This window comes from Streptococcus pseudopneumoniae (assembly GCF_001074565.1).
Classification (GTDB): domain Bacteria; phylum Bacillota; class Bacilli; order Lactobacillales; family Streptococcaceae; genus Streptococcus; species Streptococcus pseudopneumoniae_J.
Window position 1 is genome coordinate 92,106 of record NZ_JUQX01000045.1, and the last position, 14,389, is coordinate 106,494.

Below are 14,389 nucleotides of genomic sequence, written 5' to 3' on the forward strand. Positions count from 1 at the left end.
AATATGGATTGTAATGCTTACTAGCCAGAGTCCCTAAGGTGCTTGGTTACTACATATTAGACCTTGGGAATATAGAGATTTCCAAGAGTCGCTGCCATGACAGCTTTGATGGTATGCATCCGATTTTCTGCTTGATCAAAGTGTCGTGCGTATTGACTGCGGAAGACTTCGTCCGTTACTTCCATTTCTTCTACGCCGAATTTTTCAGCTACTTGTTTACCGTAAATGGTATTGGTATCATGGAAGGCTGGCAAGCAGTGAAGGAAAATTAACTTGTCGTTCCCAGCTTTCTTCACCAACTCCATGTTGACTTGGTAAGGTTTGAGTAGGGCAACCCGCTCAGCAAATTTGTCTTCTTCACCCATAGATACCCAAACGTCAGTGTAGAGGACGTCAGCTCCTTTGACAGCCTCATCAGCATCTTCTGTAATCAGGATGTGGGCGCCGCTTTCTTTTGCATATCCTTTTGCCAATTCTACGACCGATTGGTCAGGGAAGAGTTCTTTTGGAGAGAAGACATGTACGTTGACTCCGAGAATCGCTCCCGTCACAAGGAGACTATTGGCAACGTTGTTACGACCATCTCCACAGTAGACCAAGGTCAATCCTTCTAGATGACCAAAGTTTTCTTGTACGGTGAGGTAGTCGGCCAACATTTGAGTTGGGTGCCATTTGTCAGTCAAGCCGTTCCAAACAGGAACGCCAGAATACTGAGCCAGTTCTTCTACCATATCCTGGCTAAATCCACGAAATTCAATTCCGTCAAACATGCGTCCGAGAACTTTAGCGGTATCTTCAGTTGATTCTTTCTTGCCAAGTTGGATATCGTTGGCGCCTAGGTATTCAGGATGTGCACCTAGGTCAATGGCTGCTGTTGTAAAAGCAGCCCGGGTTCTAGTAGAAGTCTTTTCAAACAAGAGAGCAATGTTTTTACCTGCTAGATAGCGGTGTTCGATATTGCGTTTTTTGAGGTCTTTCAAGTGAGCTGATAGACCGATAAGGTATTCGAGCTCTGCTCGGCTAAAATCTTTTTCTGCTAGAAAACTACGTCCTTGAAATAGGGAATGTGTCATGATAACCTCTTTCTAATACTTCGTCCTAAGGGACTTGGCCAAGTATAATCTGTCTATCTATCAGAAGGATGAGGAAGTCAAATTTCTTCGCGTTCAAACGGCATAGACATGCAACGAGGTCCACCACGGCCACGTACCAATTCCCTTCCGCGAATCTTAATGAGGCGAAGACCGTATTCTTCCAGTTTCTTATTGGTAACGGTATTTCGTTCATAAACGACTACCACACCTGGTGCGATTGCAAGGGTGTTAGAACCGTCATTCCATTGTTCACGAGCAGCAGCAACGATGTTTCCGTCCCCACATGGGATGAGGGTTACCTTCTCAACACCGAGGTTTTGGGCAAGGAGTTCTGCTAGATCGCCTTTTTCTTCGACGATTTGCAATTCTTCATTTTCATAGGTCACAGAGAAGACTCGGAGGTTGCCTTGGATTTCTGGGTGGATAGTAAATTTATCGTAGTCCACCATAGTAAAGACAGTATCCAAGTGCATGAACTTACGGCTGTTTGAGAATTCAAAGGCCAATACTTTTTTGAAGCCAACATTTTTCTTGAAGATGTTAACAAGTAGTTTTTCTATAGATGCAGCATCCGTCCGTTGAGAAATACCTACAGCTAGAACATCTTTAGAGAGAACAAGTTCATCGCCTCCTTCGATGCGTGTCGTTTCTTCGCGATTGTAGATCAAATCAAGGCCACCGTAAACTGGGTGGTATTTAAAGATGTATTTACCGTAGAGGGTCTCGCGATTGCGGGTGTCGGCATACATATGGTTGAGCGATACAGCATGTCCGATAGTAGCAAATGGATCGCGAGTGAAGTAGAGGTTGGGCATGGGATCGATAGCAAATGGATAATCTGATTCAACTAAGTCGGTCAATCCTTTTGCTGATTCAGGGATTTCAGGAAGTTCTGTTTTTTGAACCCCAGCCATGGTTTTTTCGATCAATTCGAGATTGTCTTCTATGTCTTGGAGGAGCTTGCGAATTGCAATCTTAGTTTGACGGCCACGGATGTTGGCTTCGTCTAAATATTCCTCGATGAATTGATTTCGGATTTCTGGAGTAGTCAATGATTCAGCAGCCAGTTGCTCTAGGTAAAGAACTTCGACTCCTTCGTCACGAAGTGCCTGAGCAAAAGCGTCGTGCTCACTCTGGGCGTCCGCTAAAAATGGGATGTCATCAAAGAGTAGCCTCTCGAGGTGGTCCGGCATTAAGTTTTCCAACTCTTTGCCCGGACGATGCAACATAACTTTTTTCAGTTTCCCAATTTCTGAGAATACCTGAATGGGATGTGAAGACATGTGGTTTCCTCCTTTAAAATTTTGCTTTGATACCTTTTTTGATACCGCTTACATGTTCGTTATAACACAAACAATAATGCTTGTCAAGGACGAAAATATAGAGAAAATTTCGACAAAACATGGTTTTTATAGCGTTTTATGTTAATATGCAGTAGGGGATAGAAAACAAAGATAAAATGGATATACATACAATAAAATGAATAGAAAAATTTTTAAAATTTTATATTAAATTTTATGATTTGAGATGAAAAAATTACTTTCATATATAGAATTAATAAGGGATTCGGCTGAGGTTGTAATTGAAAGAATGATGGTAAATTATATGAAATTTATCTGAAAAGCCTTTCTTCTGGAAAGTATAAAATGTATATTGTACAAATTATAGAATCTTTTCTGAGTATTTAGGGAGACAGTCTTATCTTATTGACGCTACTTAGATTTTTTGTTATAGTCAACGAGATAACAACTAGGAAGAATGGGTTATTCACAAGTTGTGGATAAGTCTGGGGAGAGCAGGACATTCAGTTAGTAAGCTAGAGGTATCTTGAGAATAGTACCGGCAACTAGTAACGAGCTTGTTTTCTAGTAGAAATCGTAGAGCAGTGGGGGATTTGAGCAGGCTGCCTGATGGTGCCAGTTTCAAAGTCTAAGAGCTGGAGTTTGAAAAAGCTAATTTTTAAGCATATTTTCTTATCCACAACCTGTGGATAACTTTGGGGACAAGAGAAATAATCAGAGAAAGAGATATGAGATGATGACAAAAATAAAACCGCATGGACCATTACCAAGTCAGGCCCAGCTAGCTTATCTGGGAGATGAACTAGCTGCATTCATCCATTTTGGCCCCAATACCTTTTATGACCAGGAATGGGGAACAGGTCAGGAGGAGCCTGAACGCTTTAACCCGACCAAGTTGGATGCGCGTGAGTGGGTTCGGGTGCTCAAAGAAACAGGTTTTAAAAAACTGATTTTGGTGGTCAAGCACCACGATGGCTTTGTCCTCTACCCGACAGCACATACAGATTATTCGGTCAAGGCTAGTCCTTGAAGTTTCCCAAGCTGCAACTGAGTTTGACATGGATATGGGAGTTTATTTATCTCCTTGGGATGCCCATAGTCCCCTTTATCATGTGGACCGAGAAGCAGACTACAATGCCTATTATCTGGCTCAGTTGAAGGAAATCTTATCAAATCCTAACTATGGGAATGCTGGTAAGTTCGCTGAGGTTTGGATGGATGGTGCTCGAGGGGAAGGGGCCCAGAAAGTCAACTATGAGTTTGAGATTTGGTTTGAAACCATTCGTGACTTGCAGGGCGATTGTTTGATTTTCTCAACTGAAGGGACCAGTATCCGCTGGATTGGAAATGAACGAGGCTATGCAGGGGATCCCTTGTGGCAAAAAGTCAAACCAGAGCAGTTAGGAACAGAGGCGGAATTAGATTATCTACAGCACGGAGACCCCTTGGGGACGCTGTTTTCAATCGGTGAGGCGGATGTATCCCTTCGGCCGGGTTGGTTTTACCATGAGGATCAGGATCCCAAGTCTCTCGAGGAGTTGGTCGAAATCTACTTTCACTCGGTAGGGCGGGGCACACCTCTCTTACTCAATATTCCGCCTAATAAAGATGGACTCTTTGACGAAAAGGATATCCAGCGTCTCTATGAATTTGCTACCTACCGTGACGAACTCTATAAAGAAGATTTGGCTCTGGGAAGCAAGGTATCTGGTCCGGCTCTATCAGAAGACTTTGCCTGTCATCATCTGACAGATGGACTAGAGACTAGTTCTTGGGCAAGTGATGCAGAACTGCCAATTCAGTTAGAGCTCGATTTAGAGTCACCTAAAACTTTTGATGTGATCGAGCTGAGGGAAGATTTGAATCTAGGACAACGCATCGCTGCTTTCCATGTTCAGGTAGAGTTGGATGGTGTTTGGCAGGAGTTTGGATCAGGATTTACAGTGGGATATAAACGCCTTTTGCGAGGATCCATGGTAGAGGCTCAGAAGGTGCGTGTAATCATCACAGAGGCACAGGCTTTGCCTTTGTTGACCAAGATTTCACTCTATAAAACACCTACCTTGTCAAAAAAAGAAGCTATTCAGCAACTAGAGTTTTCAGAAAAAAGTCTAGCTGTGACCAAGGGAGAAAATGTCCACTTTACAGTGAAGCGCATAGAATCTAGCAGTCCTTTAGAAGCTAAGATTTCGATTCAACCAGGGACGAGTGTACATGGTGTCGCTTATCAGGATGAGATTCAAGTTATTGAGTTTCAAGCTGGCGAGACTGAAAAAAGATTGACGCTTCCAACCTTGTATTATACAGGAGATAAAACTTTGGATTTCTATCTGAACCTAACGGTGGGTGGTCAGCTTGTAGATCAACTTCAAGTCCAAGTTTCATAAAAAAACCTTTGCGCGGTGCAAAGGTTCTTTTGGTTATTAGTGATTTGGTAGCCAGCTGAGGATGAAGGTCAGTTGCTCAGCTTTCAAGAGGTCTTGGTGTTGAATGCTAGATACAGAGTTCTTGTCTAATCGACACTCTTTGACAAAGTTGAAATGGCTGTGGTTTTGCTCGGCATGGATATCCAGCCATTTATTTTCCTTAGCTAGGTAGACACGCAGATGGTCAAAGAGAGGGATTCCGAGGTCGTAGCTGGGTTTGCCTGGACAGGTCGGGTAGAATCCAAGAGCTGACCAGATGTACCAAGCAGAGAGACTACCGTTGTCCTCATCGCCAGGATAGGCTTGCCAGCTTGGGTGAAAGGCTTTCTGACGTATCGACTTGATGAGAAGAGCAGTGTAGTCAGGGTAGTCACTGTAGCGGAAGAGATAAGGGATGTGGAAACTAGGTTGGTTGGAAATGGCGACTTGTCCAAAGGGAGCAGTAGCCATCTCGCTCATCTCGTGAATCTCGTAACCATAGCCAGTCGTTTCAAAGAGAGGAGCATCCTGACAAGCTTTCAAAAGGTAGTGGCTAAAGGCTTCATTTCCACCCATCAGTTGACGCAAACCTGAGATGTCATGTAAGACGCCTAAAGTCGCTTGAATGGCAGAACATTCAGCATAGTCGCGTCCCCAACTATAAGGAGAGAAGTCAGGACGGAAGTTGCCTTGACGATCTCGCGCACGCATATAGCCTGTCTCAGAGTCAAAGAGATGACGGAAATTTTGAGAAGAAGTGTTATAAGTGTCAGCAATCTCTGTTTTCCCTAGTTTTTTGGCACAGCTGGCGATACAAAAGTCGCTATAGGCATAATCAAGGGTGTGACTGACGCTTTCGTGATTGTCTGTGGATAGATAGCCTAGTTCTTGGTATTGGGCTAGTCCGTGACGACCATTGATGCCGAGAGGGTCGGACTTGGTGGCTGTCTCCAGCATGGCTTGGAGGAGTTCCTTCTCTAAATCGGGGGCCATTTCCTTGCAGGCGCTATCTGCGATAATGCCGTCTAAAAGGGTACCAGGCATCATGCCACGTTCATCTGGGGCCAACCACTTTGGAAGGAATCCAGTATCGCGGTAGCTATTGAGGAAGCCTTCTAAAAAGAGACGATAATGTTCCGGTATGATAAGGGCAAAGAGGGGAAATGTAGTCCGGAAGGTATCCCAGAAACCATTGTTGCTATAGAGGACTCCGGGCTTGACAGTACCAGTAGTCAGATCCATGTGGATGGCTTGCCCTGACTCATCAACCTCATAAAAAGTCTGAGGAAAAAGGAAGAGTCTATAGAGGCAGTGGTCAAAGAAGGTTCGGTCAGCCTCTCCTGTCTCCAACACATCAAAACGATGGAGGAGATTTTCCCAGTCTGCTTGTGCATTTGCTTTACAGCTATCAAAGTCCTTTTGAGGTAGATTAACCAGAGCTTGAGAAGGAGAGATAAAAGAAGTTGCTAGCTGGATTTCAGCATGACTGTCTGCGAGGTCAATTCGCCAGTCTCCACCTTCTTGGCTGACAGCAAGAATATCCGTATTTATTTGTAGGGCAGTGAAGAGTATCAGCGGATTTTTATTGGTCTCTGTTTTACCTTCTTGTCTTAGGGCCAGAGTCCGCTTATCTACTTGCTTGACTGTCAGTTCATCCGCTGCGTGAAGATAGAGGGAGAGGGCTTTGCCTTGCTTTTGCTCTAAGCGGATAGAGGCACCGTAGCAAGTCGGTGTGAGCTGGGTTTCAATCTGATAGCGCAGGGAGAAAATTCTCAGATAATGAGGTTGGAAGCGAGCTTTGTCGATATCATAAGAAGACTGACGGTGGAAGAGACTTTCTCCATTTAGTTTACCTGTGACGGGTGTTATGAGCAACCAAGAATAATCACCAATCCAAGGGCTGGGCTGGTGGGTTAAGCGAATCCCCTGAAAGATGGGCAGATGCGGATCGAAAAACCAAGCTCCCTCCTGGTCACTGGTCTGGGGCACAAAATAATTCATCCCAAAAGGCACGCCTGTGTAGGGCAGGGTATTTCCTCGAGAAAAGGCATGTTTGCTGGCAGTGCCAAAACGAGTATCGATGGTTTCAAGTAGTGGTTTCATAGTCGTTCCTTTAGCTGTTTTTCTACATTATATCAGAAAAAGGGGGGCTTTAGATATGGAGCTCAAAAGAAAGCAATTTTGTAGAGAAATGACTAACATTTGTGTATATATTTTCTAAGCTAAAAGCTATATACTGAACATGAAACTTGTTTGAAAGAGGATACTGCACGATGATTTATTCGAAAGAAATTGTTAGAGAATGGCTAGACGAAGTAGCAGAGCGTGCCAAGGACCATCCGGAGTGGGTGGATGTCTTTGAGCGTTGCTACACCGACACCTTGGACAACACGGTCGAGATTCTAGAAGATGGTTCAACTTTTGTACTCACAGGGGATATTCCTGCCATGTGGCTTCGGGATTCAACAGCCCAACTCAGACCCTACCTTCATGTGGCTAAAAGAGATGCCCTCCTGCGTCAGACCATTGCAGGTTTGGTCAAGCGTCAAATGACCTTAGTATTCAAAGATCCGTATGCCAATTCCTTTAACATTGAAGAGAATTGGAAGGGCCACCACGAGACTGACCATACAGACCTTAATGGTTGGATTTGGGAACGCAAGTACGAGGTGGATTCGCTTTGCTATCCTTTGCAGCTGGCCTATCTCCTCTGGAAAGAGACTGGCGAGACCAGTCAGTTTGATGATACTTTTGTCGCAGCGACTAAGGAAATTCTTCATCTGTGGACGGTGGAACAAGACCACAACAACTCTCCTTATCGTTTTGTTCGTGATACGGACCGTAAGGAAGACACTCTGGTAAATGATGGCTTTGGACCTGACTTTGCGGTGACAGGTATGACCTGGTCAGCCTTCCGACCGAGTGATGACTGCTGCCAGTATAGCTACTTGATTCCATCCAATATGTTTGCCGTAGTCGTCTTGGGTTATGTTCAAGAAATCTTTGCAGAACTGGATCTAGCTGATAGCGAGGGTATTATTGCTGACGCTGAGCGTCTCCAGTCTGAAATCCAAGAAGGCATCGAAAACTACGCTTACACAACTAACAGCAAGGGTGAAAAGATTTATGCCTTTGAAGTGGATGGTCTAGGAAATGCTAGCATCATGGATGATCCAAACGTCCCAAGTCTACTGGCTGCTCCTTATCTTGGTTACTGTGCGATTGACGATGAGGTTTACCAAGCAACTCGTCGTACCATTCTGAGCCCTGAAAATCCATATTTCTACCAAGGTGAATATGCTAGCGGTCTCGGAAGTTCTCATACCTTCTATCGCTATATCTGGCCCATTGCCCTTTCTATCCAAGGCTTGACAACAAGAGATAAGGCAGAGAAGAAATTCTTGCTGGATCAGCTAGTTGCCTGCGATGGTGGTACAGGTGTTATGCACGAAAGTTTCCACGTGGATGACCCGACTCTCTACTCTCGTGAATGGTTCTCCTGGGCCAACATGATGTTCTGTGAGTTGGTCTTGGATTATCTGGATATCCGCTAATACTTTTCGAAAATCTCTTCAAACCACGTCAGCTTCGCCTTGCCGTAGGTATGGTTACTGACTTCATCAGTTCTATCCACAACCTCAAAGCAGTGCTTTGAGCAGACTGCGGCTAGCTTCCTAGTTTGCTCTTTGATTTTCATCTAGTATAAGGAGCACACTTTCGCTCAATCGATTCTTGTTAGAATCACAAATTCACATTTAAAACGTTAAAAATTAAATTTAGAATGAGGTTTTACTTCATGGAAAATGTTGTTGTACATATTATCTCACATAGTCACTGGGACCGTGAGTGGTACTTGCCTTTTGAAAGCCACCGTATGCAGTTGGTGGAGTTATTTGATAATCTTTTTGACCTTTTTGAAAATGATCCTGAGTTCAAGAGCTTCCACTTGGATGGTCAAACCATTGTCCTTGATGACTACTTGGAAATTCGCCCTGAAAATCGCGACAAAGTCCAAGGTTACATCGACCAAGGCAAACTCAAAATTGGTCCCTTTTACATCTTGCAGGATGACTACTTGATTTCCAGCGAAGCCAACGTCCGCAACACCTTGATTGGTCAGCAAGAAGCTGCAAAATGGGGCAAATCAACCCAGGTTGGTTACTTCCCAGATACCTTTGGAAATATGGGACAAGCTCCCCAAATCCTTCAAAAATCAGGCATTCACGTGGCAGCCTTTGGCCGTGGTGTCAAGCCGATTGGATTTGACAACCAAGTCCTCGAAGATGAGCAGTTTACTTCTCAGTTTTCAGAAATGTACTGGCAGGGTGCAGACGGAAGTCGTGTCCTCGGTATCCTCTTTGCCAACTGGTACAGTAATGGGAATGAAATTCCAGTGGATAAAGACGAAGCCTTGACCTTCTGGAAACAAAAATTGTCAGACGTGCGTGACTACGCTTCGACCAACCAATGGTTGATGATGAACGGATGTGACCACCAGCCTGTACAGCGAAATCTGAGTGAAGCCATTCGTGTGGCAAATGAACTCTTCCCAGATGTGACCTTTGTGCATAGTTCATTTGATGACTATATCCACGCAGTAGAAAGTGCTCTGCCTGAGCAACTATCTACCGTTACAGGTGAGTTGACCAGTCAAGAAACAGACGGTTGGTACACGCTTGCCAACACTTCTTCATCCCGTATTTACCTCAAACAAGCTTTCCAAGAAAATAGCAACCTGCTAGAACAAGTGGTGGAACCATTGACTGTCATCACTGGCGGACATAACCACAAGGACCAGTTGACCTATGCTTGGAAAGTCCTTCTACAAAATGCGCCCCATGATAGTATCTGTGGCTGTAGTGTGGACGAGGTTCACCGTGAGATGGAAACACGTTTTGCCAAGGTCAACCAAGTCGGAAATTTCATTAAGACCAATCTTCTCAACGAGTGGAAGGGTAAAATCGCAACCCACGAAGCGCAAAGCGACCACCTCTTTACCGTCATCAACACAGGTTTGCATGACAAGGTCGATACGGTCAGCACAGTGATTGATGTGGCGACTTGTGATTTCAAAGAATTGCACCCAACAGAAGGCTATAAGAAGATGGCAGCCTTGACCTTGCCAAACTACCGTGTCGAAGACTTGGAAGGGCATGCTGTAGAAGCGAAAATCGAAGATCTGGGAGCTAATTTTGAGTATGATTTGCCAAAAGACAAGTTCCGCCAGGCTCGTATCGCTCGACAAGTGCGCGTGACAGTGCCTGTTCATCTGGCACCACTTTCTTGGACAACCTTCCAATTGCTTGAAGGAGAACAAGAACACCGTGACGGTATTTACCAAAATGGAGTAATTGATACGCCATTTGTAACGGTCAGTGTGGATGACACTATCACAGTCTACGACAAGACAACTCATGAAGCTTATGAAGATGTTCTTCGTTTTGAAGACCGTGGTGACATTGGAAATGAGTACATCTATTTCCAACCAAAAGGAACAGAACCTATCTACGCCGAGCTGAAAGGCTATGAGGTCTTGGAAAATACAGCTCGTTTTGCCAAGATCTTGCTCAAGCATGAATTGACAATTCCAGTAAGTGCAGACGAAAAACTGGATGCGGAACAAAGAGGCATCATCGAGTTTATGACGCGTGAAGCTGGGCGCTCAGAAGAATTGACAACCCTTCCTCTGGAAACAGAGATGACCGTCTTTGTTGACAATCCACAAATTCGTTTCAAGACTCGCTTTAACAATACTGCCAAGGACCATCGTATCCGTCTCTTGGTTAAGACTCATAACACGCGTCCAAGCAATGACTCTGAAAGCATCTATGAGGTAGTGACACGACCAAACAAACCAGCAGCTTCATGGGAAAATCCTGAAAATCCACAACACCAACAAGCCTTTGTCAGCCTTTATGATGATGAAAAAGGGGTGACGGTAACCAATAAAGGACTGCACGAGTATGAAATCCTTGGCGACGATACCATTGCAGTGACCATCCTTCGTGCCTCAGGTGAGCTAGGTGACTGGGGCTACTTCCCGACACCAGAGGCTCAGTGCTTGCGTGAGTTTGAAGTCGATTTTGCTCTCGAATGCCACCAAGCAGGGGAACGCTTCTCAGCCTTCCGTCGTGCTAAAGCCTTCCAAACACCATTCACTAGTCTTCAAGTTGCTAAACAAGAAGGAAGTGTTGCTGCGACTGGTAGCCTCTTGAGTCATGCGGCACTCAGCTTACCACAAGTTTGCCCAACAGCCTTTAAAGTGGCGGAAAATGAAGAAGGATATGTACTCCGTTACTACAATATGAGTCAAGAAAATGTTCGCATATCAGAACACCAACAAACCATTTTGGATTTGCTTGAGCGACCATATCCAGTTCATTCAGGACTATTGGCTCCACAAGAAATTCGTACAGAATTGATTAAAAAAGAAGAAATCTAACAGTTTTAAAGTGTTTGATAACTAATACTATGAGATAGAAAGGAGGGGCGAAAGAGTATGGATAAACTACTGATTCGCCCCTTTTTTGGTGAAAATATGACGATTGCAACCATTGATATCGGAGGGACTGGGATTAAGTTTGCCAGTCTGACTCCTGATGGAAAAATACTAGATAAGACAAGTACACCGACACCAGAAACCCTAGAAGATTTACTGGCATGGCTAGACCAACGTCTGTCGGAGAAAGATTATAAGGGCATTGCCATGAGCGTTCCAGGCGCGGTCAATCAAGAAACAGGTGTGATTGAGGGGATCAGTGCTGTGCCTTACATCCATGGCTTTTCTTGGTATGAGGTCCTTGCTCATCATCAGCTACCCGTCCATCTAGAAAATGATGCCAACTGTGTTGGACTGAGTGAACTGCTGGCTCACCCAGAGATTGAAAATGCAGCCTGTGTCGTGATTGGGACAGGAATTGGCGGAGCTATGATTATCAATGGCAAACTTCACCGAGGTCGCCACGGCTTAGGTGGTGAGTTTGGCTATATGACAACCATTGAACCAGCTGAAAAACTCAACAACTGGTCGCTACTAGCCTCTACAGGAAACATGGTTCGCTACGTAATTGAAAAATCTGGTCAGACTGACTGGGATGGTCGCAAGATTTACCAAGAAGCTGCAGCAGGCAATGCCCTTTGCCAAGAAGCCATTGAGCGCATGAACCGTAATCTGGCTCAAGGCTTGCTCAATATCCAGTATCTGATCGATCCAGATGTCATTAGTCTGGGAGGCTCTATCAGTCAAAATCCAGATTTTATCCAAGGCGTCAAAAAAGCTGTTGATGCATTTGTCGAAACCTACGAAGAATACACGGTCGCACCAGTTATCCAAGCTTGCACCTATCATGCAGATGCCAATCTCTATGGTGCCCTTGTCAACTGGTTGCAGGAGGAAAATCAATGGTAATTTTTACAGGACTTAGTCCCAAACAAGAGCAAGCATTAGAGTTGCTTAAAAAGCATATTTCGCTAGCAGATGTAGAGGTAGCAGTCGCTCAGTCTGACCAAGCCTCTATCTCTATCAAGGGTGAGGGTGGCCACTATCAACTAACCTATCGCAAATCTCACCAACTTTACCGTGCCTTGTCCTTGTTGGCAACAGCTCTAGTAGAAGGTGATAAGGTAGAGATTGAAGAACAAGCTGCTTACGAAGAGTTGGCCTACATGGCAGACTGTTCGCGAAATGCAGTGCTAAATGTGGCTTCTGCCAAACAGATGATTGAGGTCTTGGCTCTCATGGGCTACTCAACCTTTGAGCTCTACATGGAAGATACTTATCAGATTGAGGGACAACCTTACTTTGGTTATTTCCGTGGTGCCTACTCGGCTGAGGAGTTGCAGGAAATAGAAGCCTACGCCCAGCAGTTTGACATGACCTTTGTGCCTTGCATCCAGACCTTGGCTCATTTGTCGGCCTTCGTTAAATGGGGTATCAAAGAAGTGCAAGAACTCCGTGATGTAGAGGACATTCTCCTTATCGGTGAAGAAAAGGTTTATGATTTGATTGATGGGATGTTTGCCACTCTATCTAAACTGCAGACACGCAAGGTCAATATTGGGATGGACGAAGCTCACTTGGTTGGTTTAGGGCGCTACCTTATTTTGAACGGTGTTGTCGACCGTAGTCTTCTCATGTGTCAACACTTGGAGCGCGTGCTGGATATCGCAGACAAATATGGTTTCCACTGTCAGATGTGGAGTGATATGTTCTTCAAACTCATGTCAGCAGATGGCCAGTACGACCGTGATGTGGAAATTCCTGAGGAAACTCGTGTCTACCTAGACCGTCTCAAAGATCGTGTAACCTTGGTTTATTGGGATTATTACCAAGATAGCGAAGAAAAGTACAATCGTAATTTCCGCAATCACCACAAGATTAGCCAAGATATCGCCTTTGCAGGTGGTGCTTGGAAGTGGATTGGTTTTACCCCACACAACCATTTCAGCCGTCTAGTGGCTATCGAGGCCAATAAAGCCTGTCGTGCTAATCAGATCAAAGAAGTCATCGTAACTGGTTGGGGAGACAATGGTGGCGAGACAGCTCAGTTTTCTATCCTACCAAGCTTACAAATCTGGGCAGAACTCAGCTACCGCAATGACCTAGACCGTTTGTCTGCACACTTCAAGACCAATACGGGTCTATCGGTTGAGGACTTTATGCAGATTGACCTAGCTAATCTCTTGCCAGACCTACCAGGCAATCTCAGCGGGATCAATCCCAACCGTTATGTCTTTTATCAGGATGTTCTCTGTCCGATTCTTGATCAACACATGACACCTGAAAAGGACAAACCCCACTTTGCACAAGCTGCTGAGATTCTGTCAGAAATTAAAGGCAAAGCAGGCATCTACGCCTATCTCTTTGAAACTCAGGCTCAGTTGAATGCTATTTTAAGTAGTAAGGTTGATGTTGGACGACGCATTCGTGAAACTTATAAAGTCGGTGACAAAGTCAGCTTGCAGCAAATCGCCAGAGAAGAATTACCAAAACTTAGAAGCGAGATTGAAAACTTCCATGCCCTCTTTAGCCACCAATGGTTGAAAGAAAACAAGGTATTTGGTTTGGATACGGTTGATATCCGTATGGGCGGACTCTTGCAAAGGCTCAAGCGAGCAGAAAGTCGCATCGAAGCCTATCTGTCTGAGCAGATTGATCGCATTGATGAGCTAGAAGTTGAAATCCTACCATTTACTGATTTCTACGCAGACAAGGATTTCGCAGCCACAACAGCCAACCAGTGGCACACCATTGCAACAGCATCGACGATTTATACGACCTAATACTCTTCGAAAATCTCTTCAAACCACGTCAGCTTCGCCTTGCCGTATATATGTTACTGACTTCGTCAGTCTTATCCGGAAATCTCAAAGCAGTGCTTTAAGCAACCTGCGGCTAGCTTCCTAGTTTGCTCTTTGATTTTCATTGAGTATAAAAACAAGAACAGTGTCCCTTGTTCAGAGTGTTTCTCGTGAAACCTATTTCTTATAAAAAACTTCTCCACATAAAATAATTTGTGGAGTTTTTTCTATAATTAGTAGTTTAAACTATTCTTAAAATAAGAGTATACTAATGATGTAATCGTTATCA

At 44.5% G+C, this 14,389-nt stretch carries 7 protein-coding genes and 1 pseudogene; 5 read left to right on the forward strand and 3 right to left on the reverse strand.

Annotation, left to right across the window (positions count from 1 at the left end):
• Window positions 1–56: 56 nt before the first annotated feature.
• Together argF and arcA are read right to left on the reverse strand one after the other, a co-directional pair.
• On the reverse strand, window positions 57–1,073 hold the full coding sequence (gene argF / locus ADI74_RS07350; RefSeq protein ID WP_049538027.1) for an ornithine carbamoyltransferase: 1,017 nt from the start codon (window positions 1,071–1,073) through the stop codon (window positions 57–59).
• Between the two features lie 77 nt (window positions 1,074–1,150).
• Entirely contained in the window at window positions 1,151–2,377 is a 1,227-nt protein-coding gene (gene arcA / locus ADI74_RS07355; RefSeq protein WP_000094628.1) for an arginine deiminase, read from the reverse strand.
• Window positions 2,378–3,131: 754 nt separating this feature from the next.
• Here arcA and ADI74_RS07360 point away from each other — a divergent pair.
• A pseudogene (locus ADI74_RS07360) lies at window positions 3,132–4,782 on the forward strand (alpha-L-fucosidase).
• A 36-nt stretch (window positions 4,783–4,818) separates the two neighbouring features.
• Here the strand turns inward: ADI74_RS07360 and ADI74_RS07365 are convergent.
• A complete protein-coding gene (locus ADI74_RS07365) occupies window positions 4,819–6,903 on the reverse strand; it encodes a GH92 family glycosyl hydrolase (RefSeq protein ID WP_049538029.1) in 2,085 nt (694 codons plus the stop codon).
• A gap of 170 nt (window positions 6,904–7,073) precedes the next feature.
• On the opposite strand from ADI74_RS07365, the gene ADI74_RS07370 reads away from it, so the two are divergent.
• The 4 genes from ADI74_RS07370 (at window position 7,074) to ADI74_RS07390 (ending at window position 14,082) form a co-directional block, all read left to right on the forward strand.
• Complete coding sequence (locus ADI74_RS07370) at window positions 7,074–8,354, forward strand: glycoside hydrolase family 125 protein (RefSeq protein ID WP_049538030.1); 1,281 nt, start codon at window positions 7,074–7,076, stop codon at window positions 8,352–8,354.
• Between the two features lie 242 nt (window positions 8,355–8,596).
• Window positions 8,597–11,242, forward strand: a complete 2,646-nt coding sequence (locus ADI74_RS07380) for an alpha-mannosidase (RefSeq protein WP_049538034.1) — start codon at window positions 8,597–8,599, stop codon at window positions 11,240–11,242.
• 96 nt (window positions 11,243–11,338) lie between these two features.
• The gene (locus ADI74_RS07385; RefSeq protein WP_049538082.1) at window positions 11,339–12,208 is read left to right on the forward strand and encodes an ROK family protein; all 870 of its coding nucleotides are present in this window, start codon (window positions 11,339–11,341) and stop codon (window positions 12,206–12,208) included.
• A complete protein-coding gene (locus ADI74_RS07390; protein WP_049538035.1) occupies window positions 12,202–14,082 on the forward strand; it encodes a beta-N-acetylhexosaminidase in 1,881 nt (626 codons plus the stop codon). Before ADI74_RS07385 ends, ADI74_RS07390 begins: the two co-directional genes overlap by 7 nt.
• The last annotated feature ends 307 nt before the right edge of the window (window positions 14,083–14,389 follow it).